Below are 25,179 nucleotides of genomic sequence, written 5' to 3' on the forward strand. Positions count from 1 at the left end.
CATGGGAACGGCAAAATGCGGCTCCTGCAGATCAAGCGCGGAAGGGTCATTAAAGTTCCGCCGGTCGGTCCGAATGTTGTGGCGTCGGCGGGAGGGCGCCGAAGCAACGGCTCACTGCAACGGTCAAGTCCCGACGAGTACCAGCATCAGCCGTGGGAAGGCGCGTTTCCTACAGATCCTCCACATAGGGGATAAGCCGCCCCAGGATGATAACGCAGGTCCATAGCGTCAGTGACAGCCAGGCAACGACCCGAGCGTCACCTGTAAGGGCGGCCGTGTCCACGCCTGCATCCATCTGCGGCTTGATCCGGCGGACGAAATAGGCGGTGTTCAGGCCCGCCAGGGCGATCAGCCCCATCTTCCCCCAGAAAGCGATGTTGACGAGGTATCGGTCGGAATCCCCGATCACGAACAGGGCGCCGGACATCAGATTGATCGCAAAGCCGATCAGGGCAAAGCGCACGAAAAGATCGACGCGCTGGATCGGTACCGATCCGGCAAGGCCTATGACCCGCAGATCGACGACGATCAATGCGCCGAACAGAAGGCACAGCCCGACGAAATGGGCCATTTCGAGAAACGGAAACAGGTAGGCGTTGGTCATGATGAAACCGCTCAACGCCGTCGAATTGAGGATGTCGATGACCCAATGCAGCAATGTGTTCATGCCATGCTCTCCTTAGGACCAGTAGCCGATGAGGCGGCCGAAGATGATGGCACTGAGCCAGGTGACCATTGCGAGCGCTGCAAGGATGCGATGGGCCGGCGAGATCTGATCGCTGCGTTTGACGCAGATCTGGACCAGCCACCACGTCAGGGCCAGACCAACAAGGACCAGCACGATCTTGATGCGGAAGGCCCAGTTGAAAAACAGCTCGGAGGCGTTGCCGCAAAACAGCGCGCTGCCCGACAGAAGGTTTAGAAAAAAGCCGCCGAGGGCCACGCGCCAGTAGGGCGCCATGGAGGTCACGGGGATAGCCGGGGCGAAGCCCAAAACGCGGATCGTCAGCATCAAGGCAACACCCACGAGGGTGCCCATGCCGATAGCGTGCAGGGAAAGGACGATGGGGTAACCCCATTGGGTGCTGGAAACCGTCATTCCGACGATCGAGTCTTCCAACCAGAATAGCGTCTCCACGGGATACCTTCCTGTCAGGGGGACCCATCGCAGCGGCGCGCGCCGACTGCGGTGATCCAACCTTTTGTTGAGTGGGAGCGGGCGGGGCCGCGCAGAGAGCGACCCCTTCAGCTTATTCGGAGCGTTCCTCTGTCAGGTCATCACAGTCGTAGGGTTCATAGGCATCGCTGGTCAGCGTCACCTTGTCAGATCCGCTGATCGGCGCTTGAAGGTAGGCCGGGTCCTCGAAGGTGTATTCCCGTGTCAGAACCGTGCCATCGTCATTCAACGTAAAGCGCTCTGTAACCACCAGTTCGGGGCTGTTCTTTGCCGGGGACGGCGGGCCGCCGCGCGCGCCTTCGGGTCTGGCGGGGCGGTCGCCGGCGTCTTCATCGCCACGAGGGGGGCGCACGCCGGCCCCTTCGGGACCGCCCATCGGGGCGTTGATCCAGCCTTCGTCAAAATCGGTCGTGGTCACAACGAGGGTATCGTCATCCCATTCGCCGGTCGCAAACCCGGCACGGCTGGGCGCGTAATCCGCCGGCATCTCTGTGCCATCAAGGTAGATCGTGCGCTCCAGATCCATGAAGCCGTAGGTCATCGTGATCTGATCGTCACCCTGCTCGATGGTATTCACCATCTGGTCGAACCACCAATCCATCACGATGTTCGTGGCTTCGCACTGATAGCGCGGGTTGTCATCGGCTGTTGCGCCCTCCACGGCCGCGGTCCCTGCCTCTGTCAGCAGCACTTCGGAGCGACCGCCACTTCCCGGAGGGGCCCCTTCTTCGCGCACCATGGCCCAGTTGCCGTCGATATTGGGGGTGCCATCGTCGCGCTCTGTCTGGCGCTGTTCGGGTTCAATTGTCCCGCTGTCGTCAAAGGTGCTGTGGCGCGAGGCGACCACGCCGTTTTCAAAGGTGATCTGGCTCATGTAGCAGGTGGTCGGATCTGTGCGGTCCGGGGCGCCGGTGATCGAGATCTCGCTGCCGATCTCGAACATATCCGTTGTCCAGCCATTGCGCTTGAGCAGCGAGCCGGATTGCAGTTCGCACCGCAGATTCACGACTTCGCCGTTCTCGTCCGTAGAATCGAAATAGACATAGGCATGCGGGTTCACGAGGCGGATGCGGGTTATCGTGCCGGAAAGCTCGACCGTGGTGCTGGTGTCGAACTGGCCGCTGCTTCCGTGGTGGGCGAATGCCGGCAAAGGCAATACCATGAGCGCGACGATGAGCCCGGCGTTCCGTAAATATGGCATGTATATATTCCCATAGCGTCCATTTGGCGGCCTGCGCTCTACACAGGCACTAGACGTCATACGGTCCGGAAATCAGCTTCCGCCGGTCGAATATGTTTTTTCTCGCAAGAGCGGCAAATACGCCGTCGCGGATCATTTCGCACCCGGCTGCTTGATCCCCGGTCGGAAGCAAGGCCGGTCACCAGCCCCTGTGACGGCCCTACCCTCGCCCAAGCCGTTGCAAAGTCGAAGCATCGAAGGATCGCCGACCTCAGGGTCCTTTTGGCTCTCTTCTCTTGATCCGCGCCATTCTCAGTGCGTCTGCAGCCGGCCACACCCACGGGAACCGAGTTGGTGCCGCCTGATCGAATTGTTCAGGGCGGCCTCGTTGCAGGCGGGCAAGTTTCGGGTCTTGCTGGTCGGGGCAGTCGGTCTGCTTGTGCATCCCGGCTCTTAAGCTGGAGTCACAAGATCCCACATGCGATTTGTGCAACAGCGCTGCGGGGAGCAGGAAAACATCCCTGATCTTTGCGGCATCCCATGGTGTTTCTGATAGATTGGGCAATGCCGAACCCTCGGTGAGATATACATTTGTTTCCAATCGGCTGGAAAGATGAAACGTTCAGGTAAATTGATGCGCTGGACCATCGAGTTTGCTTTCGGAGCGGTCACGCGGCCTTGTCGCCGTGGTTATCCCGCCATCCAAAGCGCTCTCCGCGTCTGCCAGACCCTTGGGAAAGGATGCGGCCATGCCGATCGGAAACGTGAATACTCTTGTTGTCGGTGGTGGACAGGCTGGCATCGCGATGAGCGAGCACCTGAGCAAAGCCGACATTCCCCATCTTGTGCTTGAGAAAAACCGCATCGCGGAGCAGTGGCGCACGGGGCGTTGGGATAACCTTGTCGCCAATGGCCCGGCCTGGCATGACCGGTTTCCGGGGATGGAATTCAAGAATGTAGACCCTGACGGCTTCCCGTCCAAGGAGGCGGTTGCAGACTATCTGGTCGATTACGCCAAGATGATAAAGGCACCACTGCGCACGGGCGTCGAGGTTACCAAAGCGGAACGCATAGCCGGAGCAGGCGGATTTCGCGTCGAGACATCTGAAGGGGCGATCGAAGTCCAGAATATTGTCTGTGCGACAGGCGCTTTTCAAAAACCGGTTATCCCGCCCGTCATTCCCAAGGATGCTGATGTGGTTCAGATGCATTCCTACGATTACCGCAATCCCGGCCAGTTGGACCAAGGGGCGGTGATGGTTGTGGGTGCGGGCTCATCGGGTGGACAAATTGCGCGCGAGTTGATGGAAGCCGGGCGCAAAGTGTATCTGTCTGTAGGTCCGCATGACCGCCCGCCACGGTCCTATCGGGGGCGTGATTTTTGTTGGTGGTTGGGCGTTCTGGGCCTGTGGGACGTGTCTGCCATGGCACCGGGGGCCGAGCACGTGACAATTTCCGTAAGCGGTGCCAAAGGCGGCGAAACGGTTGATTTCCGCAAACTTGCAGCGGGTGGCATGACGCTTGTGGGGCGGACAGAGAGCTTTGCAGACGGCGTGGTGAAATTCGCGCCAGATCTTGTCGGGAATATCGCGAATGGGGACGCGAATTACCTTGGGATGCTGGATGCGGCGGACGCCTATGTCGAACGCACCGGCATTGACCTGCCGCCTGAGCCAGAGGCGCGGGTTTTCAGGAATGATCCCGACTGCATGCTCAACCCGCTGAAAAAGCTGGATCTGGCCGTCGCCGGTATCACGACAGTCATCTGGGCGACAGGATTTGCACGCGATTATAGCTGGCTCAAGGTCGATGCATTCGACGAACACGGCGTGCCCGAGCATCAGCGCGGCGTTTCGGTCGAGCCCGGCGTGTTCTTTCTGGGGCTGCCATGGCAGTCGCGCCGTGGATCATCTTTCATCTGGGGCGTTTGGCATGACGCGAAACACCTTGCGGATCACATCCATACCCAGCGAAAATATCTAGATTACCACAACATCATGCTTGAAAAGCAATCCCGCAAGACGTGACGCCACGGGCGGCCGCCGCCGTACTGAATTCACCGCTAAAGATCGGACAGCAATAAAATGGCCCATACCCGCATCCGCAAATTCAACACATCCGATACCTATCCTGAGCAGAACCTCGACAATGACCTCTGTCAGGCCGTGGTGACGCGCGGGGGCAGCACCGTCTATCTGCGTGGCCAGTGTCCGCAGCACCTTGATGATGCAAAGAACATCGAAAGCCATGATCCGGTCGAGCAGACGCACAAGGTGATGCAGAACATCAAACAGCTGATCGAAGAGGCAGGCGGACAGATGGAGCATCTGGTCAAGGTCGTGGTCTATATCACCGACGTGCGCCACCGCGAGGCCGTGTATCGCACCATGGGGCAATACATCAAAGGGGTGCATCCAGTGTCGACAGGGCTGGTGGTGCAGGCTTTGGCGCGTCCTGATTGGCTTGTCGAGATTGACGGCACGGCCGTTATTCCGGATTGAGCCCATGACATTTTCACTGGTCGCGCGTTGTGCAGAAACCGGAATGTTCGGCTTGGCAATCTCGTCGTCTTCTCCCGCTGTCGCGGCGCGCTGTTCCTTTGCACGCGCCGGGGTGGGGGCAGTTGCGTCTCAGAACGTGACGGATCCGTCTCTGGGTCCTGCGACGCTGGACCTCATGCAAGGTGATATGTCGGCACAGGCCGCTGTCGATGAAGTCATGCGTGTCAGCAACTTCACCGAATATCGCCAATTGATCGCCATCGACAAGAACGGAGCGACTGCAATCCACTCTGGTCCCAATTCGCTGGGCATCTGGACGCAAGCCAGCGGTCTGGACGTGGCCTCGGGGGGCAACTTGCTTGCCAATGACACGATCCCACAAGCCATCGTTGACGGGTTTGTCGCGGCCAAGGGCCATATCGGCGACCGTCTGGTTGCCGCAATGCGTGCAGGTCTGGCGGCAGGTGGTGAGGCCGGTCCGGTCCATTCCGCAGGCATGAAGATCGTCGACAACGTCAGCTGGCCAGTTGCCGACTTGCGGTGCGATTGGACCGAGGGGTGCCCGATCGAAAACATCGCGACAGCCTGGGAGGTCTACAAACCCCAGCTTGATGCCTACATCCAGCGGGCTTTGGACCCGCGAGAAGCTCCGTCTTACGGCGTTCCCGGCAACGAATAGAAAGACAGTTCAGCCATGCCTGATCGCAGATTCGAGGATTGGAAATCCCGTCCGGCGACCCTGTATTTTCGCAATCGGGCATCCATCGACGTAAAATGCGTTGTCACCGCATCGGGCGGGGCGCCGTCCCGGTCCTTCCGATCCGCAGGAACGGTCGGCCTTGGAAGGAAGTGTGCTCAGCTGCGCGGGGCCGCAACGAAACCTTGCGGGCAACCCGACACTACGGTCGGGCCTTCTGAAAGCCGCTCTCCGGAGCATCTGATGCGTTGATACGCATCTGGCTTTTACCGGTGCCTACCGTTCGGATTTCGGAAGCGAGCATGGTGCAAGACGGGCCTGCACCCACACGACGCTGCGGAACATCGCGAGGCTCAGCAGGACCAGCACGATCAGGCCTGCAAAGGCCTGCGGGATCTTGAAGAAGGACGTCGAGAGGCCGATGAAGTAGCCAAGTCCCGACTGCGCCGCGACGAATTCCGCAACCACGGCCCCGATGATCGCCAGCGTGACGGATATCTTGAGCACCGAGAACAGATAGGGCAGCGCGTAGGGCAGCCGGATCTGCGTGACCTCACGCGCCTTGCCAGCCTTCAGCGAGCGTGACAACTCGATCAGTTATTCAGGCGTCGCCATCAGTCCAGTCGTGGTCGAGACGACGATCGGGACGAACGCGATCAGGAATGTGATCACCACGCGCGGCAGATCCCCCGCGCCCAGGGTGACGACGATGATCGGCGCGACCGCCGCGACCGCCGTGGATCAGGACGACAGGATCACTTGATGACATAGGTTTTCCGATACATCGAGGTCAGGTGCTCTTCGACCGTGATGGGGTCGTATTTCGGCGTTTCGCCGGGCTTCAGGCATGTGGGGATGCACTTCACTTCGTAGTCGGGGTTTCCGACGTAGAAGAACGGGATCGAGTAACGTTCGCGCCCCGAGGTATTCATCACCCGGTGCAGGGTCGAGCGGTAGCTGTCGTTGGTCCAGCGCGCGATCATGTCGCCGAGGTTGCACACGAAGGTGCCCGAGATCGGATTGGCATGGACCCAGCTTTCCGAAGCCTGGTCGAAGACCTGCAGCCCGCCGTTGTCGTCCTGCATCAGGATGGTCAGGCCGCCGAAATCGGTATGGGCGCCGGCGCCGCGTTCTTCGGGCGCATCGGGGTTCGCAGGCGGGTAGTGCAGCAGGCGCAAGGTCGCCAGCGGATCCTGGCAATAGTCCTTGAACGTGTCCTCGGGCAGATCCAGCGACAGGGCGATGCCCCGCATCAAGGTCTCGCCCAGAACGGTGAGGGCGGCGAAATAGGCGCGCATCGTCGGCTGAAAACCCGCCAGGTCCGAGGGCCAGATGTTCGGGCCACGGTTGAACCGCCCCTCCTGGACGCGCGGGTCGCTTTCGGGCAGCTCGACACCGATGTAGTAGCCTTCCTTGCGGTCGGGCATCGCGCCGGCTTCAAGGGTTTGGCCACCAAGGGTCTCGTAGCCGCGATTGGCCTTCGAGGTCGACTTGTCGAGGCTGTCCTTCTCGGCATCCGGCAGATCGAACAGGGCGCGCGTTTCGGCGAAGGCGGCGTCGATCAGGCCCTGCGGAATGCCGTGTCCGCTGCAGTAGAAGAAGCCCTTGTCGAGGCAGGCTGCGCGCAGTGCGGCACCGACAGCCGCGCGTTTTGCCGGATCGGCAGACGACAGGGCGGATACATCGATGACGGGCAGGCTGGCGGTTTCAACGCTCTTGGCGGTCAGGGACTGAGGTGTCATTTGCTCTCTCCAGGTTTCGTTGAAGACAGGCATACGCCCGCAACCATCGACCTAAAAAGAAGAGAATATCGATCATGCCGATGCCGTTTCGGCATCAGGTGGTCTGTTCGAAAAGGAATTCTTGCTGATGGCGCCCCTCAGGCTGCCGGTTTCGATCAGAGCTCTTCCTGCCCCTGCAACTCGCTGATCAGCACTTGCAGGAACAGGTCCAACGCGCCTGGCAAGGATCGACCCGCACGCACGTAGACGCCCAGTTCCGACCATATCGGACCACGTGCCGTCTCGATCGGCCGGTGAACCAGCTTGCCTTCGGACAACATCGCTTCCAGCCCGATCGCTGTCTGAAACCCGATCATCGGCGGCCTCATCGCCAGTTGGCGGGTCAGGTCGATCGAATCCGAGATCACGGCGGGCTCGACCGTGCGGCCGAGGTTCTGGAACTGCGGCTCGAGAACCGTCGCGACGGAAAGGTCGGCGCCGGGCCAGATCAACGGATAGTCACAGCAGGCCGATATGCCGACGGTCTGCTGCCCCGCCAGCGGATGCGTGGGGGCCATGATGGCCCCGAGCTTGAACCTGGCCATATGGGATTGGCGGATCCGGGGGCTGTGCAGCAACGAAAAGGCTATTCCGACATCTGCGCTGCCATCCTCCAATGCGGCCGGGATCACACGTGAGCCCATCGTGCGCGTCGTCAGCCTGATCCGCGGCGCGATCTCTCTCAACCGTCTTATCACGGACGGCAGAAGCGATGCGCAGACGCCTTCGACGGCCGCCACGGACACATGGCCGACACGCACCCCACGCAGCGCGGCAATATCCGATTTCGCCCGCTCGAGGTCTTGCATCACGACGATGACGTGCCGGGCCAGCATTTCACCGGCTGTGGTCAGGACGACACCTTCCGGCCGCCTGTCGAACAGGGGCGTGCCAATCTCGTCCTCGAGTTTGAGGATCTGCCTGTTCACGGCGGAAGAGGCGACATTCAACTGGCGTGCCCCTTCCCGGATCGATCCGGCGCGGCGTACGGCATCGAAGTAGAGAAGGGCTGGGGCGTGAATCCGCATATGCTCGACCTATCCTGCTGACGTCCCGGGTTTACGCGGTTTCCGTATCCGGGGGAAACGATGACGGAACCTGGGCTCGAAAGCCCGGCATCCCGCGCGGCGCAAGGTCATCGGGTGAGCACCAGCACAAAACCCCGCTGACAGGTGCATGTCCGGCAGCCCCCCCTGCGCATCCCTCGCACTTCTCGGAAATCCCGGCACCGGACAGCGCCATTGCGCACATTCGGTGATGCACAATAGCGACCTCAGCTTTTCCCGGCCTGAATATGGAAACGACATACCCATCTGTCGTGGCGGATACCAACTATGCCAGCCCGACCGCGGCCACTGCGAAAGGCCGAAAGCCTTGCCCGCGATGGTCGGGCAACACCTGTGCCGGGTGTCGGAAAGGGCTTCCAGCTGAACCGGGGCCACATGATTTGACGGGCATTCTGGACCGCTGAACGGCACGGGCCCTCCCCCAGTTCGGAGACTGACGGAGGCCCGGCAATTTTCCCTGCGGAGGTTGGCCCCATTACGCCTGGGACTGGCGCAACTGTTCCTGCACGCGGCGGCGTTGTTCAAGTTTCGGCCCGAGATTGTTGCCCAGGGCGTCGAGGCTGGCTGCAAAGACAAGGGCCATCCCGCTGGCGACCAGCTGCACGAAAGGCGGCACGTTCATCAGGGTCAGACCGTTGTCCAGCACCGCAAGAAACACCCAGGCGGTCAGCACGCCGAAGATGCGCCCTCGGCCGCCAGCGAAGGCCACTCCACCCAGCAGGACGATCGTCACGGCCTGAAGCTCCATCTGCAGGCCGAGCGATCCGGGTGACGCGCCATCAAGACGGCTGGCCAGAAGCATTCCCGCAAGGCCCGCAGCGGCGCCGGTTGCCACGTGCAGCCCCAAAAGCAACGGACGGACCGGCAGGGCGGCAAGGAACGCGGCTTGCTGGTTGATCCCGATCGCCAGGACGTAGCGGCCCCAGACCGTCGTGGACAGGAAGACGGAGGCCAACAGGAACACAGCCCCCACCACCCAGAGCAGGATCGGCAGCCCCATGAAGGACCCGTTGCCGATGTAGAAGAAAACATCCCCCAGCCCCACGACCTCGACCGGCTTGATCAGCAGCGTGACGCCACGCAGGACGCTCAGCATGCCAAGGGTCACGATGATCGCACTGAAACGCAGGTAGGCACAGAGGATGCCGTTTATCAGGCCCACGAAGGCACCGGACAGGATGCCCACCAGCACGCCGCTTATCGGTGACGCCCCCCATTCCGCCATCGCGAGCGCAGTCATCATGCCGGAAAAGCCGATGTTGGAACCGACCGAGAAATCTGCATGCCCTGCGATCATCAGAAGCGCCATAACGGCGGCCACGACACCGATGGCGGCGTAGTTGGTCAGCAGAACCTTGAAATTCGGCACGGTCAGAAAGGCGCTGCTGTTCGCTGCGAAATAGGCGATCAGGACGATCAGGGCGAGCAGCAGGATGTTGTTCAGCACCAGTTCGACCGGCAAGCCACGCTTTTTGGCCGGAGTACTCGTCTTTGGGGGGGTTGCCATGAGGGGGTCTCCTGCCTCTGTCGGGTCGGGCGCCTCGGCCCTGATTTAAGATGGGTCGCAAACGCGAACTGTGTCAGAGGCTGCTTGCCTGCATTTCGGGGGCGGGCTCGTCTTCCGCTTCGGCCTTGTGTTCCAGGCCATGGGCCAGCGCCAACAGGCGGCTTTCGCTGATCTCGTCATGGGCCAGCGTGGTGACGATTCCACCGTGCGAGAGCACGATGATCCGGTCTGCCAGTTGCATCAGCTCTTCGGGCTCCGAGGAGGTGACGATCAGGCTGGCCCCGCTGGCGGCATTGGCCCGCAGCACGTTGTAGATGTCGCTGCGCGCACCGACATCGACGCCCTGAGTGGGTTCATCCAGCATCAGCAGCTTACAATTGCGCATGTCGTTCAGCCATCGTGCGATCACCAGCTTCTGCTGGTTGCCACCCGAAAAACGCCGCGCCTCCAGATCGCTGCGATGCGGTTGCAGGTTCAGCGCGCCGACCGCCTGATCGAAGGCCTTGCCTTCGGCCTTGCGCCGCCGGGCGCCGAAGAAGGACAGTTGCAGGTAACTTGGCAGAAGCGCGTTGTCGCCCGAAGACAGCGACCCGATCACGCTTTTGCGCAGCCGGTCCGAGGGAACCAGCGCCAGCCCGGCCGCCACCGCGCCGCCGGGATCCTTGTGCCGCAATTCGGTGCCATCGAGGCTGATCTTGCCGCCGAAGCGCGCCCGCGCGCCGAACAGGCTTTCGAGCAGTTCCGTCCGGCCCGATCCGACCAGGCCGAAGATACCCAGAACCTCGCCCTTGTTCACGTCGAAGCTGATCGGTCCGATGCCCGGCGCCACAAGGTCGCGGACTTCCAGCGCAGGCTCTGCCTTCGCGGTCGAGGGCTTCGCGCGTCCGCGCGTCACGGTCTGCCCGGCAATGGCATCGACCAGTTCCTGATGTGCGAAATCCTTCACCGGGCCGGACAGCACCACCTTGCCGCCGCGCAGCACCGTGACGCGATCCGCCAGGGCATAGACCTCGGCCATGCGGTGGGTCACGTAGAGCATCGGCAGGTTCTGTTTCTTCAACTCCAGCAGGCGCTGGCCGAGGATCTCGGCCTCGCGTTCGGACAGGGCCGCCGTCGGCTCGTCCAGGATCAGGAACTTGGGGCCCATGCTGAGGGCACGGACGATCTCGATGGTCTGGTGTTCGGCGTTGCCCAGCCGGGACAGCGTCTCGGTCGGCTTGAAGTCGATGCCGAGGCGCTCGAACCATTCGGCGGTCTCACGCCGCTGTGCCTGCTTGCGCAGGAAGGGCCCAAAGCGTTTTTCGCGGCCCAGAAAGATGTTGTCGGAGACGTCCAGCGTCATGGCCAGCGCGGGATCCTGGTAGATCACCGCGACACCGGCATCGCGGGCCGTGCGGGGGGTCAATTCGGTGAATTTCTCCTTGCCGACGATCATGACGCCGCCGGGATCGGGCTGAATCGCGCCGGACAGGCACTTGATCAGCGTCGACTTGCCCGCGCCGTTCGCCCCGAGCAGGGCGTGGATCTCTCCGTCGGCGACCTTGAGGTCGACGCCCTTGAGGACTTCCACTCCGGCATAGGACTTGCGCAGGGCATGAACGGCAAAGGGCATGGGCGGGGCTCCGGTTGTCGGGACGGCGAAGCGGGGGGCCGGATGGCCCCCCGCGCGGTATATTGGCTCAGTCGGCGCCTTGCTGGGCCAGGTATTCATCGGCCTTGGGCGACATTTCGGTCACCAGTTCCAGCGGCACGATGACATCGCCGGTTTCTTCACCGTTGAGGATCGAATCCGCCGTGGTGACGATGGCATAACCGACCTCGACCAGCGGGATGGCCATGGAGGCGCGATAGACGTTGCCGCCCTTTTTCAGAAGTTTCAGGGCCGGAACCGTGCCGTCCATGCCGCCGATGAAGCCGGTGGGATCCGCCGGATCCTTGCCCGCCGCGATCCAGGCCTTGTAGGCGCCTTCGGTGGCCGGATCCTCGACCCCGAGGATGACGTTCGCGTCCGGGTGTGCCTGCAACAGCGACCGTGTGACGTTCAGCCCGTCGGTCGGGCTGATCGCGTCCTGCTCGGCCACGATTTCGACGTTCGGCGCCTTGTCGAGAAGACCGTCCTTGATGCCGGCACCCCGTTGCTGCCCCCAGACGCCCTTTTCGTAGCCGAGGATGATGACCTTGGCCTTGCCGTCAAGCGTGTCGGTGACCCATTGGCCGGCGTATTCGCCAAGCTGGCGGCCATCGGGGTATTGCGCGTAGCCGACGGTCGCGTCCTGGTTCTCGATCTTCTGGCCGTAGGTGATCCAGACGATGCCGGCCTCGCGGGCCTGTTTGGCGACGGATTCGAAGGCATCGGGCTGCAGCGCGTTCACGACGATCACGTCGACCTTCTGCTGGATCCAGGTCTTGATGGTGTTGATCTGCTTGTTGAGGTCGGTGCCCGGATCATCGACGAAGACCGAGTAACCCATTTCCGCGCCCTTTTCCTTGGCCGCGTCGAGCGAGGTGATGACCGCCCCGATGACGGAAGCATTGGGGAAGCTGACGGCGATCTTGCGGGCCTCGTCGGCCAGGCTGGTCGCCGGGGTAAGCGAGGTGCTGGCAAGTGCGGCACCGGCAATCGCCAGCGCGCCGGCGCGGCGCAGGATGGCACGGCGATTGAGGAAGGAGTTCAGGATCGACATAGGTGGGAACCTCTTGTGTTGGGGTGAAGCGACTTTGGATTTGCACCGGCTTTTCACATCCGGCTTCTACGCCCCCTTCGGGTGGGGGAATTCAGGCAAGCGGCAGGACGAAGACGCGGCCTGCGTCCTGTTTCAACTGCGCGCCATGGGGTCTGGACAGGCGTTCGATGCGGGACAGGATCGCGGCTTCCTCGGGCGCGGTGGTGCGCCTTGGCAGCTGGTCGGCGTCAAGCGTGGTGGCGATGATTTCTATCTGCGCGAGCCGTCGGGTGACTGGATCGACGTCAAGCCGGGTGACGAAGCCGTCCGGCGACATCCCTGCCCAGAGGGTCCTGACCGCATCCGAGGCCGGCAGCAGCACCTGCTGACCAAGGTAGGTTCCGGCGCTGAAGAGGATGGGCTTGCCTGCGTGGAAACCGATGGCATGGATCGCATGAGGGTGATGGCCGTGGATCACGTCCGCCCCCGCGTCGATCATCGCCTCCGCCAGCGGGCGCTGGTATTCGGCCAGATCCTCGCCCGAACCGAAGCCCCAGTGCAGGGTGACGATCAGCACATCGCAATCGGCGCGGGCGGCACGGACGCGGTCCTGTGCCCAGGTCAGATCCTCGGCCCGGATGCGGGTACGGATCTTCACCACCGATGGATCACCTGGCTCTTCCTGTTGATACCACGGGTCGATTTCATACCCCGTCTCGACATGCAGACCCGAGATACCGCCGCGCAGGTCCGAGGCCGCCATCCCGGTGGGCGTGAGGGTGGAAAAGGCGATGATGCCGACGCGAACACCGCCCACCCTGTGGACCGTCAACCGTGCCGCTCTGGCACGATCCGTCCCGGCCCCGATCACATCCAGACCGGCCTGACGCAACAGGCGCTCGGTATCCTCAAGCCCCTCGCGGCCGTAATCCACCGCGTGGTTGTTCGCGATCGTCACGACCTTCAGGCCAAGCGCCGGGGTGCTGTCCGCGACATCCGGCGAGGTGCGGATGTTCAGCAGTTTCTCGACCGGCTGACCGCGATCGGTCAGCGGTATCTCGAAGTTGCCGATGGACAGATCCGCCCCGGCCGCGATGGCAAAGACCTCCTGCGCCGAGGCCGGCAGACCGGTCACGGGGCGCACGGGCAGGGTGTCGCCGCACAGGACGATGCTGATCGGGGATTGCACCGTCATCCTACATCTTCCCGCGCGAAGCGTTCCATTTGCCGGTCCAGTGATCCTTGTAGGTCACGGGCGCGTAGTTCGGCGTAGCGTCCTCCTGCCCTCGGTTCGGGAGCGCTGTGATGACGGCGTCATAGTTCGGCTGGTGGAAGAAGACGACGGAATGGCGGCGCGAGGTCTCGGCCAGTTCGGCCGGCGGGTTCACGACCCGGTGCAGGGTCGAGACCCAGCGGTCGTTCGTCCAGATCTGCATCAGGTCACCAAGGTTGATGACATAGGTGCCCGGCTCGATCGTCACGTCGACCCAGTAGCCGTCGCGGTGGCGCGCCTGAAGGCCGCCGGCAGAGCGGTCCGACATCAGGATCGTCAGGGTGCCGTAATCCGTATGCGCCCCGCCGCGCAACTGGCCGGGTTCCGGCGTCTCGTGCTGTTCGGGGTAGCAGATGACACGCAGGGCGCTGATGTTGCGGTCCAGTTTGTCGGTAAAGAAATCTTCGGGCAGGTCCAGCGCATTGGCGAAGATGCGCATCAGGTCATCTGCCAACGCGTTCATCCGTTTGTAGTAGGCGGTCATGTCGGCGCGGAAGGTCTCGGGGCGCTCGGGGAAGATGTTATCATGAAAGAAGCCCCCGGCCTCCCCGCCCTTGTGATAATCGTCCTGGGGGACGGTCATCGGGCCGAAATCGAGGATCTCCTTCAGGTCGGCGCCACCCGCAGCACCCATGCCGCTGGACAGGTTTTCCCCCTTGAAAGGCGTGTAGCCGCGCGCGATCTCGGTCGAGGGCTGGCGGATCTTCAGCTTCTCCTCGAGCGGCAACTGAAAGAAGTCTGCCGCCGACTGATAGGTCGCGTCGATCATTTGCTGATCCACGCCATGCCCCTTGATCAGGAAGAACCCGATCTCCTCGCAGGCCCGGCGCACCTGATCGGCCACGTCGCGCTTGCCTTCGGGCGTGCCGCCCAGGAACGGCGCGATGTCGATTACCGGTACAGATGTCATGCGCATAGCGATCTCCCATTTCAGGCCTTCAGGGTGGGCCCTGAGTTGAGCAATCCGTGGCACGCGCCCTGCTGTCGGGACACTGAAATGTCGGGAATGGCGGCAATCTGGATTATTAAATATATCGTTAACAATTTAATTAACTAAAAATTCATCACTTCGCCCAGAAAACACGCATCAGAGGAAAGGACCCTGGAGCGTCCGGCCGAATCGGGACCGCAAGCGCAAGGTCAGGCGCTGATCGTTCCCGACTTCCCGGATCCGGCGCCGCTCTTGTCCTCGGACGAGCGTTCGTAGCCCGTAGAGACATGGGACAGATGCCGGCGCATCTGGTCGCGGGCTGCGGCCGGGTCGCCCCGCTCGATCGCATCGACAAGGTCGACATGCTCATCAAGACCGCAATCATCGGCGATTTCGGGGGCATGGGTCGCCAGCGCGAGCGAAGCCAGGAGCACCAGACGTTCGACGAACTCCGCCAGGATCTGGTTGCCGAGCGCCTCGCACAGCAGGACATGGAAGCGACCGGACAGCCGGATCTCTTCGCCGCGGGCGCGCCGGCTGTGCGCCGAGGCTTCAAGCTCCATGTGCGCCCGCAACTTTTCGACGGCCTCCCGGCGCTGCGGTTCCGGCTGCTCGGACAGAGAGGCCGCGACCTGCGGTTCGATCAGCAGGCGCGTCGTCATGACATTGCGCGCCTCCTCCAGGCTGGGGCGTGCCACCTGGGCGCCCCGGTTGGGCGCATGACGCACGCCCTGCGTCTCGCCCAGAGCCAGCAGGATCTTGCGCACCTGCCCCCGGCTGATATCGAACTCCTGTGCCAGATCGGCTTCGACCAGCCGCATTCCCGGCGCAAGACGGCGCTCGGCAATCGCATTCACGAGATAGTCGAAGACCTGACGTTCCTGATCCGATAGACCGCTCACCTTTGCCTCACATCCTTGATTTCAGTTTGAAAAGGAGAGGGAGCGCAGAGAGCCCCCTGCCCTAAAGGTTCTATCGGTTCAATTCTCGCGGGCTGCAAGGGATAGCGCAAGCGCTGTGGCCGTCCGGCAGAGCGCCCCGTTCTGCGCTGCGAGGGTCTCCAGCACCGTGAAGTGATTGGTGTCGGGAATGGGGTCCAGCCGCGCTGGATAGCCCTGAGCGACAAGTGCGGCATGGAAATCAGCGCCTTGGCGACAGATCTCCGGGCGTTCATCTGCGCCGAAGGAGATCACGACCGGCTTTGAAACGGCTTGCGGCTGATGCAGGGGCGAGTGGGCGCGGGCTTCTTCGAAGCTCATGCCGATGGCATCGTTGAGCGGAGAGATCCGCACCGGCTCGAGGTCGTAGGCGCCGCTGATCAGCAACGCGCCCAGGACTTCGGGCAAGGACAGCGTCAGCGCCAGCAGGTGCGACCCCGACGACATGCCCAGCAGAACCACACCGGGGTTTCGCCCTGCGACCCGCGCCTGCCGGGACACGCCGCGGACCAGCAGGCGCATTTCCTCGGCAAGTCCGGTCATCGTGATCTCCGGCGCCAGGCTGTGTTCGCCGATGGCGACGGGGAAGCCCTCGGCCGTGAGGCCCTCGGCCACGAAGGCCTGCCCTTCCTTGTCGTTCCACTGCCAGTAACCACCGTGCAGATAAAGCAGCGTCGGCAGATCGGGACGGCTGCCCGCGAACAGATCGAAGCGGCGGCGCGGATTGCCCGGGTCATAGGACAGATCCCGCTGCCATCCGGGCCGTTGATACAGCGCAGCACTGCGCTGCTGCCAGTCCCCCATCATGGCTTCCCAGTCCGGGACCACTGCGCGGTTGTTGTACGCTTCGGACAACGCGTCCCGATCCATGCCACGATACGTTTCCATTGCTTCCCTGCCTTTTGTGAATAATATTGTTAACAACTTATTCGAATCAGCAGGAGAGCACAATGGAAACCACTAAAGCCCTGGAGATTATCCCGGCTGTCGACATCGACAGTTTCCTGAACGGCACCGAGGCCGAGAAGAACGATGTCGCGCGTCTTGTCGACAAGACCAATCGCGAGGTCGGCTTTCTGTTGATCACCGGACACGGCATTCCGCAGGAGATGATCGACGATGTCTTTGCTGTTTCCAGGACATTCTTCGAAGGCCCCGGCGAAACGAAGCAGGCGGTGATGGCACCGGCCGGCGAGCAACAGGGCTACCATGGCCTTGGCCTGTCCGGTCTGGCTGCGAAGGAAGGCAACGAGGCCCCGCCCGATCTGCGCGAGTACTTCATGACCGGGCGCCTGGATGTGTCGGCCCCCTACTTCCACGAGGGGGATGCCTCGAAATACTACCGACCGAACCGCTTCCCCGATGGAATGGATGCGTTCCGCACCAAGATCGAAGCCTATTACACCGCCGTCGAGACCCTTGGACAGCGCTTGATGCAGCTGTTTGCCCGCGCCCTGGACGTCGAGGAGACCTTCTTCGACGACAAGATCGACCGCCATTTCGGCATCCTCAGTTCCATCTACTACCCCGCTCAGCTCGAGGCCCCGAAACCGGGCCAGCTGCGTGCGGGCGCGCATACCGATTATGGCGCCCTGACCATCCTTGCACCCAGCAACGCCCCCGGCGGGCTTGAGGTGAAGGACCTGAGCGGCGAATGGGTATCGGTGCCCTACATGCCGGGCGCCTTCGTCATCAACATCGGCGACATGATGCAGCGATGGACCAACCAGCGCTGGAAGTCGAACTCCCATCGGGTGGTCAACCCGCCGGAAGCCGTCGCCCATGTCGGACCGCGCCAATCGCTGGCCTATTTCCTGCACCCCAATTTCGACACCGAAGTCTCAGCCATTCCGGGTACTGTCGCCAAAGGTGCAGACCCGCTTCACCCCAGCATCCTCGCCGGCGCGTACATGAGCGAAAAAGAGGACGCGATCGCGACCGCCAGACCCAAGCGCGCCTGACCCCGGACCTGCGCCGCCCATGACGCCGGCGTTCCGATCATGTCACCCTCGTGCAGATTGCATCCTGTGGTCAATTTGAAGTGTGACCGGGCGCGATGGATCTCAGCCGGCTCACGCCCGAGCCCGGATCGTCGAGACATGTTTAGGGATGGGCGGCGCTTCAGACCTGCAACTGGCCTCTTGTTTCAAGCGGGCCATGGCAAGCCAACTGCAGTGAGATCTGGTTTAGCCATGGCACCCGGCACTGTTGCACACAGCGCGTGACGGCCGGGGCTCCCCTTTTCCCGGACGGGCTGGCCCCACAGCTTGCGTGAAAGGCATGCCGAGCGCGGTGTAGCCGTTCAAGACGGCGATGCGGGCCTTGAGCTTCGCAACCTTATGGGCGACGTTCCGTGCCATGAGCCGCGCGCTGAGCAGTTCCGGGTATTGCATCCAAGCGACGGGACAACGATTCCCAGGATCGTTTTATGATCCTCCTCATATCTCGTCGCGGGCACGGCTGAGCCATGCTTGCCAGAGGCCCCTGCCAAGGTATTTGGAGGCACGCAGAGCGGGATGAAAGCGTGACCACCCCCGGAGCCAGCGTGATCTCAGAAGTGGAGCCGGCGTCACCAGCATTGTATTTCTGACGCCAAGAGACTAAGTAAGAATTACAAAAATTGTGGCTCTCTGCGGCATAGGCGCAGCTGTCTGTCAAAACGGGCCACGATCCTCCACCATGAAAATTCAGCCGTCGCGTCCTGTTGTCGGGATCTGATGTTTGGGAAGGTTGCCGATATCATCGCGCACGACCTCATCAGTGGTGACATTTCTACACAGGCCCTGCGTGTCGGTGGAATTGCGGCGCGTGCAGATGCACCTGTCCGCAATGTGCAAAGACGATAAAGGAGAGCCAAGAATGGCGACGCTCACGAAAAACAACCTGTTCAAAGCGTACGATTCCAAACCGGAAACCGCGATGGAAAAGACGACGCGGGTTGTCAAAAAGATGGTCGAGGAAGACGCGGAAAAACGAAACGCCAAAACCTCGCGATTACGCAAGGCTCGTCTCGAAAGAGAAGCGAGTACAGCACCAAAGACCACGACCAAAGGCGCGCGCAAGCCTCGTTGACCCCAGGTCCTTGCAAGGCGCGGAAAACCAACGACGGTTTTGTCGTGCTTGTAGCACCGGGATTTGCCAAAATCAGTCTACTCGCACGAGAATCGCCGCAGGTCATTCCCAAATTGCCCACTCGGCCACGGCTTCTTCCAAGGATAAATCCATGACGGATTCAGAGCAAAGCAGAGAAAAAGTTCACTATATCTGCCAGACGTATCTTGAAAGAAAGACCGGTCGCGGCGGGCAGGTGGAACTGAAAATTGCCAAGCAGTTTGAATATTCCACGGCGTCCGAGGCACAGAACAGAGCCGAACGGGAAGCTTTGTCCGAGGACTGCGCGGGTGCCGACGCCTACATGGTCAGCGAGGACCCGAGCAGCGGAGAAGTTGGCGCGCCAAGCTTCCTTGTAAGGCTTGGCAATGTGCCGGATTTTGACGAATATTAAGATCCCGAAGATGGCTGCGGCTCGCCTGCTGTCAGTCCACTTCGACAGCGACACTACATTGGCTAGGGAACTGGCCGGAAGATGGAAGCGGTCAAACGCCCGCAAGAATGAGATCTGCTCCTTTTTCTCCGATCATGATCGAGGGGGCATTGGTATTGCCCGACGGGATCACTGGCATGATCGACGAATCTGCGACACGCAGGCCCCCGAGACCCCGCACGCGCAGGGACGGGTCGACAACGGCGCCGTCATCGCCTCCCATCCGGCAGGTTCCCACCGGGTGATAGACCGTGCTGGCCGCGCCCCTCAGATAGTGCTGCAAGGCGTCCAGGGTGGCGACATCAGGGCCGGGCTCAACTTCTTCGCGGATATGCCTTGCAATGGCGGGCTGGCCCATGATCTCGCGGATCCGCGTCACGCCCCGGGCCAGCACCTCGGCGTCCCGCGGGTCGCTGAGATACCCCATGTCGAGCTCTCCTTTCACGGCCTCCGGGCCGGTGATGCGATAGCGTCCTCGACTGAACGGCCGTGTCTGGATTGCCGAGACCGTGATCGCCGGAAAATCGTCGATCGCCAGCCCTGTCGGCGCCAGATGAAATGACAGCGGGCGCATCGACAATTGCAGATCGGCCCGCCCCGCAGCCGGCGACGACCTGAAGAATCCCGTCACCTGCGAGGTGGGCATGTTCAGCGCCCCCTTGCGCGTCAGCAACCAACGAACGGCCTCGAAGCCCATGCGCGGCAGGCTCGACAACACCCGGTTGTGACTGTCCCTGGCGCGATTGGTGGCAAATTTCAGATGCGCGAAGAGATGGTCCTGGATATTCTCGCCCACCTCCGGCGCGGCCACGACCGGCGCAATGCCGAGGGATGTCAGGTGTTCCGGCGCCCCGATGCCCGAGCGTTGAAGCAGCGCGGCACTTCCCAATGCTCCGGCAGACAAGATCACCTCACGCCCCGCGTGCACAAGGTGGTCCTGCCCTGCGGCGTCGCGCAGCCGCAGCCCGGTCACACGGCGCCCGTCGAAGGTCAGCGACAATGCTTCGGTGCCGGTCATCACCCGCAGATTGGATCGCCCCATGGCAGGGCGCAGAAAGGCCTTGGCGCTCGATTGGCGGCGCCCCTTCCAGATGGTTGCCAGAAGGTGGCCGACGCCCTCCTGATCTCCGCTGTTCACGTCCGTATTGAACGGCAATCCGAAATCCTGCGCGGCCTGCAGGAAATCCCAGGACAGGCTGTGCAGGTCCTTGATCCAGCTCAGCCGTAACGGCCCGTCCCGGCCATGCGCCTCGTCCTTGCCGCCGGCTTCCAGGCATTCGGATCTGATGAAATAGGGCAAGACGCCGGCCCAGTCCCAGCCCGGGCAGCCGAGGCTGGCCCAAAGGTCGTAATCCTCGCGCTGACCGCGCATGTACAACATGCCGTTGATCGCGCTGCCGCCTCCCAGGCCCCGACCCTGCATCATCATCGTTGCCCGCCCACCGTAAGCTTCGGTCGCCAGCGCACGGTAAAGCCAGAGGTATTTAGGATTGCTGAGCAGGTAATAGATGCCCGCAGGCAATTCGAACCAGGGGCCCCGCGTGTCGCTTCCCGCTTCTATCAACAATACCTTGTGACGCCCGGAAGCGCTTAGTCGGTTCGCCAGGACACAGCCCGCGGCACCGCCACCCACCACGACATAATCATGCTGAATCTGGCCCGATGCCGGGTCCAGTTCCGGTTTCCGTCCCAATTCGACCCCGGCTTTCTGTTTCACAAATGAACAATGCGTTCACATTCAAGGCGCATTTGGGAATGTGTCAAGCCATGGCGACCTGTGCGACAGCAAAAATAACAATGAACTTGACACAGAGCGCCGTCATGCTGAGCATTCAATTATGGCCCATGCGTTCGTATGTGAACAACATCTTGAGCCACGACCACTTGCCCAAGGCCCTGCCGCCCTTTCCGCAAAGGCCCGTCCGGTCACGCGATGGCCCCGGCCCGCAGGAACGAAAATGGAGATGGACCCGATGAACTACAAGACATTTACGGCCGTGCCCTATGGGCCCAAGCTCGGGGCCGAGATCCTCGACATCGACCTGACGAGACCGCTTTTACCGGAATGCGAGACCGAACTGAAGCAGGCCTTCCTTGACTATCAGGTTCTGTTTTTCCGCGATCAGAAGATCTCTTTCGACGATCACGCGCGGATTGCCGAATTATTCGGCCCCCTTGGGACGCATGTCGGCAAGAAGACGATTTCGAAACCAACCGATCATCCGGCTGTGCGCCGTTTTCACGCCGACGAAACCTCCAAAAAGGTTTCGGGCGACGTCTGGCATTCGGATCAAAGCTGCGCGGCCATTCCACCCATGGCGTCGATGCTTTACATCCACACAATTCCCCCGATGAGCGGCGGCGACACGATGTTCGCCTCCATGTATGCCGCCTATGACGCGCTTTCGGACCGGATGAAGACCTATCTGGAAGGGCTTACCGCCATCCACGACGGCGCGCCGATCTTCGGCGAAGGCACGCCGGCCTCGGAACACCCGATCGTAGTCACCCACCCGGAATCGGGCCGCAAGCTGCTGTTCGTCAACGTGGCCTTCACCACCCGCGTGGTCGGCCTGTCCGAGGTCGAGAGCAAGCACCTTCTCGCCTTCCTTTTCGAACATTGCGCCCTGCCGGAGTTCCAGATCCGGTTCCGCTGGCAGGCCCATTCCATCGCGTTCTGGGACAATCGCTGCGCTCATCACCGCGCCATCTTCGACTACTGGCCGCATGTACGCTCCGGCTACCGCGTCCAGATCGAGGGCACCGACCGGCCCCGTGCCGATCTCGATACCAAGGCTGAAGCGGCCGCGTAAGCGGTCCCTTCGCACCCCAAAAGGCACAAAGCCAAATCGACCGATCAACAACAGGGAAATCTCATGAAACATCTCGTCAACGCCTTGCCCGGCCTCAGCGCCGCGGCTTTTGCCGCCATCCTGCCGCTGTCCGCATTTGCCCAGACCGAAGTCATCATCGGTGCGCGTGAATCCGGCTCCAACGATTATGTCGTCGGGGCGGCCGTCGCCGCGACCATCTCGGAAGATTCCGGAATGACCGGAAAGGTGCTGACCGCTTCCGGTGCCGGGGTCTGGATGCCGATGATGGATTACGGCGAAGTCGACCTTGGCGTCACCTCGCATTACGAAGGCTGGCTGGGCTCCAAAGGCCAGGGCGCCTTCAACAGCGCCCATGATATCCGTGCCGTCGTCGTCGGCGGTGGCATCAACGTCGGCCTGTTCGTTCTCAACGATTCCCCCGTCGAAAGCCGCGCGGACGTGGCTGGCCTGCGCATGGCAGCAGAGTTCTCAGGCTCACCGGCCGTCGGTGACTATGCGCTCGGTGAAATCGCCAATGCCGGATATGGCTGGGACGATGTACAGGCGGTTCCGCGCGCCTCGCTTTATGCCTCGCTGCGCGAAGATGTGGCCGAAGGGCGCCTTGATGTCTTCTACGCCTCCGTCGGCTCCGGCATCACGGGCGAAATCGACTCGACCGTGGGCATGCGGTTCCTTGGGCTCGACACCTCGCCAGAGGCGCTCGCCAAGATGCGCGAAGTCTATCCCGCCCTGATCAGCGAAGTCCCCGCAGGCCCTCCCGGCATCCGCGAGCCCATGTCGCTGGCCTACCTCGCCACCTACGTCGTCGCCTCTGCCAAGGTGTCGGACGATACCGTCTATGCGGTGACCAAGGCGATGTTCGAAAAGAACGACAGCTTCCGCGCCATCAACAAGAGCCTCGGCGGCTGGGACAAGGCCAAGTTCGCCTCGGCCGATGTCGTCATCCCCTACCACGACGGTGCAGTCCGCTATTTCAAGGAAGCCGGAGTGTGGACCGACGCCATGCAGGCCCAGCAAGACGCCCTTCTGGCTGAATGATCCGATGATTCCCGCCGTCCGGTGCTTCTGCCGGACGGCCCTGTCCCTGCGAAGAACCGGATGCTGAGATGACCAACAAAGAACTCGCCCAGATTGAAGTTCCAGATGAAGAGTTCATTCCCGATATCGAGCCGACCACCCTGCCGGGCAGGATTGCCAAGACCCTGACGCCGGTCGTCGGGCTGGCCATTACCCTTGTCGCGCTGATCTACACGCTCGATGTCTTCATCTACATCAACGTCTTCCTGTTCAGCGAACAATTCTACGCCGTCCTTTACGGTTTGATCTTCGCTGGCGGCTTCCTGATGCTTCCAATGACGAAAAGCCGCGCGAAGACCGGCCAGACCTGGCTCGACCTTGCTCTGGCCCTGGTCGGGCTGGCCGTCGGGACCTATCTTGGCGTCACCTTTCCCCAGATCGTCCGCACGGCCGGGTTGCTCCTGACGGAGCGCACGATCGTCTGTTCCATCGCGCTGGCGCTGATCTTCGAACTGACCCGGCGCGCCTTCGGCTGGTCGCTGGTCCTGCTGACGGCCGCCTTCATGGCTTACGCCCTGTTCAAGAACCATATCCCCGGCCCCATGGGCGGGCGGGCGACGTCCTGGGCGCGTCTGTCCAACTACATGATCACCGACACCTCGGCACTGCTGGGAATGGTGCCGGGGGTCGTCTTCGGCATGGTCTTTGCCTTCCTGCTGTTCGGCCGGGCGCTGTTCCTGACCGGCGGCGGCAACTTCTTTACAGAGATTTCCATGTCCCTGATGGGGCACCGCCGCGGCGGCCCGGCAAAGGTTGCGGTCTTTGCCTCCGGCCTCTTCGGGTCGCTTTCGGGTTCGGCCTCGGGCAATGTGGTGGTCACCGGCACGATCACCATCCCGATGATGATCCGCAACGGCTTTCGCCCCGCGACCGCTGGTGCGGTAGAAGCCGTCGCCTCGACCGGCGGGTCTCTTCTGCCGCCCATCATGGGGGCCACGGCCTTCGTCATGGCCGAATTCCTGCAACTTCCCTATCACGAGATCGTCCGCGCCGCGCTGGTGCCCGCCCTGCTGTACTACATTGCCCTGTTCCTTCAGGTGGACCTGGAGGCGGGCCGCCTTGGCCTGCGCGGCCTCAAACGCTCCGAACTGCCGAAACTGCTCGGTACCCTTCTGCGCGGCTGGAGCTATCTGGTTCCCCTTGCGGCGCTGCTGTATTGCCTGTTCGTGCTGTACCTGACCCCGACAAAGTCGGCGCTGATCACGACGGCAGTGGTCATCCTTGTTTCCTACATCGGACCGCAGCCAATGACCTGGCGCAAGTTCAAGGACACTCTGATCACCTCCGGCACCGCCATGGTCGAACTGGGGCTGGTTGCCGCGATTGCGGGGCTGATCCTGGGCATCATCAACCTGACCGGCATCGGCCTGTTGATATCGCAACAGGTTCTGGCGCTGGCCGGTGGGAACCTGATGATCATGCTGGTGCTGACCGCGCTCTGCTCGATCGTGCTGGGCATGTCGATGCCGGTAACCGCCTCCTATGTGATCCTGGCGGTGCTTGCGGCCCCGGCCCTGACGCAGGCCGGTATCCCTGAACTGTCGGCCCATCTGTTCGTCTTCTACTTCGCCGCCCTGTCGTTCCTGACGCCGCCGGTCTGCGTGGCGGTCTTCGTCGCGGCGACAATCGCGAATTCCGATCCGATGGACACCGCATGGCAGGCGATGAAACTGGCCATCGTGGCCTATATCGTTCCCTTCGTGTTTGTCCTCGATCCGGGCCTTCTGCTTATGGGGCCTCTCGGTGGTATCGCCCTGAACATCGCCTCGGCGCTGCTTGGGCTGGGCGCGGTCTCGATCTCGCTGGTCGGCTTCGCGCGCGGCGCGGTCGGCCTGCCGATGCGCTTTGCCTTCCTCGCCGTCGGCATCGGTGCCTTTCTGCCAAGTGTCACGATCAGCCTTGTCTGCATGGCCCTTATCCTTGTCGGTCTGGCGTTCGTCCTGCGCACCGGGGCGCAGGAAGAACCTACCGCAGCCTGACCGGCGTCGCCCCGACAAGAAAAAACCGCC

The 25,179-nt window shown here is 62.1% G+C and carries 24 protein-coding genes and 1 pseudogene; 11 read left to right on the plus strand and 14 right to left on the minus strand.

All coding sequences use genetic code 11. From position 1 onward, the window contains the following. Positions 1-169: 169 nt before the first annotated feature. The 3 genes from PSAL_RS08945 to PSAL_RS08955 form a co-directional block, all read right to left on the minus strand. Complete coding sequence (locus tag PSAL_RS08945) at positions 170-667, minus strand: hypothetical protein (protein ID WP_119837602.1); 498 nt, start codon at positions 665-667, stop codon at positions 170-172. Positions 668-679: 12 nt separating this feature from the next. Next, a complete protein-coding gene (locus PSAL_RS08950; protein ID WP_119837601.1) occupies positions 680-1,138 on the minus strand; it encodes a hypothetical protein in 459 nt (152 codons plus the stop codon). 112 nt (positions 1,139-1,250) lie between these two features. Beyond that, positions 1,251-2,339 (minus strand): DUF6152 family protein, encoded by a 1,089-nt coding sequence (locus tag PSAL_RS08955; protein WP_119837600.1) that lies wholly within the window; start codon positions 2,337-2,339, stop codon positions 1,251-1,253. A 767-nt stretch (positions 2,340-3,106) separates the two neighbouring features. On the opposite strand from PSAL_RS08955, the gene PSAL_RS08960 reads away from it, so the two are divergent. The 4 genes and pseudogenes from PSAL_RS08960 to PSAL_RS08975 form a co-directional block, all read left to right on the plus strand. After that, positions 3,107-4,384, plus strand: a complete 1,278-nt coding sequence (locus PSAL_RS08960; RefSeq protein ID WP_119837599.1) for a flavin-containing monooxygenase — start codon at positions 3,107-3,109, stop codon at positions 4,382-4,384. A 57-nt stretch (positions 4,385-4,441) separates the two neighbouring features. Further along, positions 4,442-4,858: a RidA family protein gene (locus PSAL_RS08965; RefSeq protein ID WP_119837598.1), complete on the plus strand. Its 417-nt coding sequence runs from the start codon at positions 4,442-4,444 to the stop codon at positions 4,856-4,858. A gap of 4 nt (positions 4,859-4,862) precedes the next feature. Further along, the gene (locus tag PSAL_RS08970) at positions 4,863-5,537 is read left to right on the plus strand and encodes a DUF1028 domain-containing protein (RefSeq protein ID WP_119837597.1); all 675 of its coding nucleotides are present in this window, start codon (positions 4,863-4,865) and stop codon (positions 5,535-5,537) included. Positions 5,538-5,635: 98 nt separating this feature from the next. Next, positions 5,636-5,773 (plus strand): annotated as a pseudogene (locus PSAL_RS08975) (IS5/IS1182 family transposase); the annotation flags it as partial. Positions 5,774-5,831: 58 nt separating this feature from the next. Here PSAL_RS08975 and PSAL_RS08980 read toward each other — a convergent pair. Continuing rightward, entirely contained in the window at positions 5,832-6,143 is a 312-nt protein-coding gene (locus tag PSAL_RS08980; protein ID WP_231388470.1) for an ABC transporter permease, read from the minus strand. Between the two features lie 37 nt (positions 6,144-6,180). Here PSAL_RS08980 and PSAL_RS19255 point away from each other — a divergent pair, with 37 nt between their 5' ends. Beyond that, positions 6,181-6,318 carry a hypothetical protein gene (locus tag PSAL_RS19255; RefSeq protein ID WP_231388471.1) on the plus strand — a complete coding sequence of 46 codons (138 nt, stop codon included), beginning with the start codon at positions 6,181-6,183 and terminating at the stop codon, positions 6,316-6,318. Here the strand turns inward: PSAL_RS19255 and PSAL_RS08985 are convergent. The 9 genes from PSAL_RS08985 to PSAL_RS09025 all read right to left on the minus strand — a co-directional run bounded on the left by PSAL_RS08985 (position 6,311) and on the right by PSAL_RS09025 (position 16,603). Then, positions 6,311-7,297: an isopenicillin N synthase family dioxygenase gene (locus PSAL_RS08985; RefSeq protein WP_119837596.1), complete on the minus strand. Its 987-nt coding sequence runs from the start codon at positions 7,295-7,297 to the stop codon at positions 6,311-6,313. The genes PSAL_RS19255 and PSAL_RS08985 overlap by 8 nt on opposite strands. Positions 7,298-7,452: 155 nt before the next feature. Continuing rightward, on the minus strand, positions 7,453-8,364 hold the full coding sequence (locus PSAL_RS08990; protein WP_119837595.1) for a LysR family transcriptional regulator: 912 nt from the start codon (positions 8,362-8,364) through the stop codon (positions 7,453-7,455). Between the two features lie 514 nt (positions 8,365-8,878). Continuing rightward, positions 8,879-9,910, minus strand: coding sequence for an ABC transporter permease (locus PSAL_RS08995; RefSeq protein WP_119837594.1), 1,032 nt, complete (start codon positions 9,908-9,910; stop codon positions 8,879-8,881). A 73-nt stretch (positions 9,911-9,983) separates the two neighbouring features. Further along, positions 9,984-11,522, minus strand: a complete 1,539-nt coding sequence (locus tag PSAL_RS09000; protein WP_196222670.1) for a sugar ABC transporter ATP-binding protein — start codon at positions 11,520-11,522, stop codon at positions 9,984-9,986. A gap of 67 nt (positions 11,523-11,589) precedes the next feature. Continuing rightward, positions 11,590-12,594 (minus strand): sugar ABC transporter substrate-binding protein, encoded by a 1,005-nt coding sequence (locus PSAL_RS09005; protein WP_119837592.1) that lies wholly within the window; start codon positions 12,592-12,594, stop codon positions 11,590-11,592. A 91-nt stretch (positions 12,595-12,685) separates the two neighbouring features. Beyond that, complete coding sequence (locus PSAL_RS09010; protein WP_119837591.1) at positions 12,686-13,768, minus strand: CapA family protein; 1,083 nt, start codon at positions 13,766-13,768, stop codon at positions 12,686-12,688. 1 nt (position 13,769) lies between these two features. Continuing rightward, positions 13,770-14,756: an isopenicillin N synthase family dioxygenase gene (locus PSAL_RS09015; protein WP_196941837.1), complete on the minus strand. Its 987-nt coding sequence runs from the start codon at positions 14,754-14,756 to the stop codon at positions 13,770-13,772. 230 nt (positions 14,757-14,986) lie between these two features. Beyond that, the gene (locus PSAL_RS09020; RefSeq protein ID WP_119837589.1) at positions 14,987-15,679 is read right to left on the minus strand and encodes a GntR family transcriptional regulator; all 693 of its coding nucleotides are present in this window, start codon (positions 15,677-15,679) and stop codon (positions 14,987-14,989) included. Positions 15,680-15,757: 78 nt separating this feature from the next. Beyond that, positions 15,758-16,603, minus strand: a complete 846-nt coding sequence (locus tag PSAL_RS09025) for an alpha/beta hydrolase (RefSeq protein ID WP_119837588.1) — start codon at positions 16,601-16,603, stop codon at positions 15,758-15,760. Between the two features lie 62 nt (positions 16,604-16,665). Between PSAL_RS09025 and PSAL_RS09030 the strand changes: the two genes are divergently transcribed. The 3 genes from PSAL_RS09030 (at position 16,666) to PSAL_RS09040 (ending at position 19,220) form a co-directional block, all read left to right on the plus strand. Next, positions 16,666-17,676, plus strand: coding sequence for an isopenicillin N synthase family dioxygenase (locus PSAL_RS09030; RefSeq protein WP_119837587.1), 1,011 nt, complete (start codon positions 16,666-16,668; stop codon positions 17,674-17,676). An 898-nt stretch (positions 17,677-18,574) separates the two neighbouring features. After that, complete coding sequence (locus PSAL_RS09035; protein ID WP_119837586.1) at positions 18,575-18,787, plus strand: hypothetical protein; 213 nt, start codon at positions 18,575-18,577, stop codon at positions 18,785-18,787. Between the two features lie 151 nt (positions 18,788-18,938). Beyond that, the gene (locus PSAL_RS09040) at positions 18,939-19,220 is read left to right on the plus strand and encodes a hypothetical protein (RefSeq protein WP_119837585.1); all 282 of its coding nucleotides are present in this window, start codon (positions 18,939-18,941) and stop codon (positions 19,218-19,220) included. 91 nt (positions 19,221-19,311) lie between these two features. Here PSAL_RS09040 and PSAL_RS09045 read toward each other — a convergent pair whose 3' ends face one another. Beyond that, positions 19,312-20,952 (minus strand): GMC family oxidoreductase, encoded by a 1,641-nt coding sequence (locus tag PSAL_RS09045; protein WP_196222669.1) that lies wholly within the window; start codon positions 20,950-20,952, stop codon positions 19,312-19,314. 280 nt (positions 20,953-21,232) lie between these two features. Between PSAL_RS09045 and PSAL_RS09050 the strand changes: the two genes are divergently transcribed. The 3 genes from PSAL_RS09050 (at position 21,233) to PSAL_RS09060 (ending at position 25,149) form a co-directional block, all read left to right on the plus strand. Further along, positions 21,233-22,072, plus strand: a complete 840-nt coding sequence (locus tag PSAL_RS09050) for a TauD/TfdA dioxygenase family protein (protein ID WP_119837609.1) — start codon at positions 21,233-21,235, stop codon at positions 22,070-22,072. A gap of 63 nt (positions 22,073-22,135) precedes the next feature. Continuing rightward, positions 22,136-23,131 carry a TAXI family TRAP transporter solute-binding subunit gene (locus PSAL_RS09055; protein ID WP_119837583.1) on the plus strand — a complete coding sequence of 332 codons (996 nt, stop codon included), beginning with the start codon at positions 22,136-22,138 and terminating at the stop codon, positions 23,129-23,131. A 68-nt stretch (positions 23,132-23,199) separates the two neighbouring features. Next, positions 23,200-25,149: a TRAP transporter permease gene (locus tag PSAL_RS09060; protein WP_119837582.1), complete on the plus strand. Its 1,950-nt coding sequence runs from the start codon at positions 23,200-23,202 to the stop codon at positions 25,147-25,149. The last annotated feature ends 30 nt before the right edge of the window (positions 25,150-25,179 follow it).

The sequence above is a fragment of the Pseudooceanicola algae genome (genome assembly GCF_003590145.2).
In the GTDB taxonomy this organism is placed as follows: Bacteria; Pseudomonadota; Alphaproteobacteria; order Rhodobacterales; family Rhodobacteraceae; genus Pseudooceanicola; species Pseudooceanicola algae.

Coding starts and splice junctions, on each gene's coding strand:
- PSAL_RS08945 (WP_119837602.1), bottom strand. CDS start 667: ATGAACACATTGCTGCATTGGGTCATCGACATCCTCAATTCGACGGCG.
- PSAL_RS08955 (WP_119837600.1), bottom strand. CDS start 2,339: ATGGTATTGCCTTTGCCGGCATTCGCCCACCACGGAAGCAGCGGCCAG.
- PSAL_RS08960 (WP_119837599.1), top strand. CDS start 3,107: ATGCCGATCGGAAACGTGAATACTCTTGTTGTCGGTGGTGGACAGGCT.
- PSAL_RS08965 (WP_119837598.1), top strand. CDS start 4,442: ATGGCCCATACCCGCATCCGCAAATTCAACACATCCGATACCTATCCT.
- PSAL_RS08970 (WP_119837597.1), top strand. CDS start 4,863: ATGACATTTTCACTGGTCGCGCGTTGTGCAGAAACCGGAATGTTCGGC.
- PSAL_RS08985 (WP_119837596.1), bottom strand. CDS start 7,297: ATGACACCTCAGTCCCTGACCGCCAAGAGCGTTGAAACCGCCAGCCTG.
- PSAL_RS08990 (WP_119837595.1), bottom strand. CDS start 8,364: ATGCGGATTCACGCCCCAGCCCTTCTCTACTTCGATGCCGTACGCCGC.
- PSAL_RS08995 (WP_119837594.1), bottom strand. CDS start 9,910: ATGGCAACCCCCCCAAAGACGAGTACTCCGGCCAAAAAGCGTGGCTTG.
- PSAL_RS09000 (WP_196222670.1), bottom strand. CDS start 11,522: ATGCCCTTTGCCGTTCATGCCCTGCGCAAGTCCTATGCCGGAGTGGAA.
- PSAL_RS09005 (WP_119837592.1), bottom strand. CDS start 12,594: ATGTCGATCCTGAACTCCTTCCTCAATCGCCGTGCCATCCTGCGCCGC.
- PSAL_RS09010 (WP_119837591.1), bottom strand. CDS start 13,768: ATGACGGTGCAATCCCCGATCAGCATCGTCCTGTGCGGCGACACCCTG.
- PSAL_RS09015 (WP_196941837.1), bottom strand. CDS start 14,756: ATGACATCTGTACCGGTAATCGACATCGCGCCGTTCCTGGGCGGCACG.
- PSAL_RS09025 (WP_119837588.1), bottom strand. CDS start 16,603: ATGGAAACGTATCGTGGCATGGATCGGGACGCGTTGTCCGAAGCGTAC.
- PSAL_RS09030 (WP_119837587.1), top strand. CDS start 16,666: ATGGAAACCACTAAAGCCCTGGAGATTATCCCGGCTGTCGACATCGAC.
- PSAL_RS09035 (WP_119837586.1), top strand. CDS start 18,575: ATGGCGACGCTCACGAAAAACAACCTGTTCAAAGCGTACGATTCCAAA.
- PSAL_RS09040 (WP_119837585.1), top strand. CDS start 18,939: ATGACGGATTCAGAGCAAAGCAGAGAAAAAGTTCACTATATCTGCCAG.
- PSAL_RS09050 (WP_119837609.1), top strand. CDS start 21,233: ATGAACTACAAGACATTTACGGCCGTGCCCTATGGGCCCAAGCTCGGG.
- PSAL_RS09055 (WP_119837583.1), top strand. CDS start 22,136: ATGAAACATCTCGTCAACGCCTTGCCCGGCCTCAGCGCCGCGGCTTTT.
- PSAL_RS09060 (WP_119837582.1), top strand. CDS start 23,200: ATGACCAACAAAGAACTCGCCCAGATTGAAGTTCCAGATGAAGAGTTC.